Annotated in this window: 1 protein-coding gene; it reads right to left on the bottom strand. The window is 49.4% G+C overall.

The features are described 5' to 3' along the window. On the bottom strand, positions 1 to 231 hold a 231-nt coding region (locus FQ664_RS28145; protein ID WP_178091138.1), incomplete at both ends, for an NAD(P)H-dependent oxidoreductase.

Below are 231 nucleotides of genomic sequence, written 5' to 3'. Positions count from 1 at the left end.
GTGTGATGCATTTCCCATGCGCGATAGGTGCTCAGTGGCGTAGAAGTTCCGATGCTTCTGTCCATCACATTTTTTATGTTCGCGCTGTATGCGCCATAAAGGTTTTTTGTGATAACAATCAACTCGTCCGCGCGTCCCAGAATGCGGCAGGTCTTTTGCAGCTTATCTTTCATGAAGCACTCCGCCGGATGCTTGACCCAACAGCCAAAACAACCCTGACAGGCAGCATAT

The organism is Pseudomonas persica (genome assembly GCF_900291015.1).
Lineage (GTDB): Bacteria > Pseudomonadota > Gammaproteobacteria > Pseudomonadales > Pseudomonadaceae > Aquipseudomonas.
Note: the sequence above shows the minus strand (reverse complement) of the source record. Positions and strands in the feature narration are given on the sequence as shown.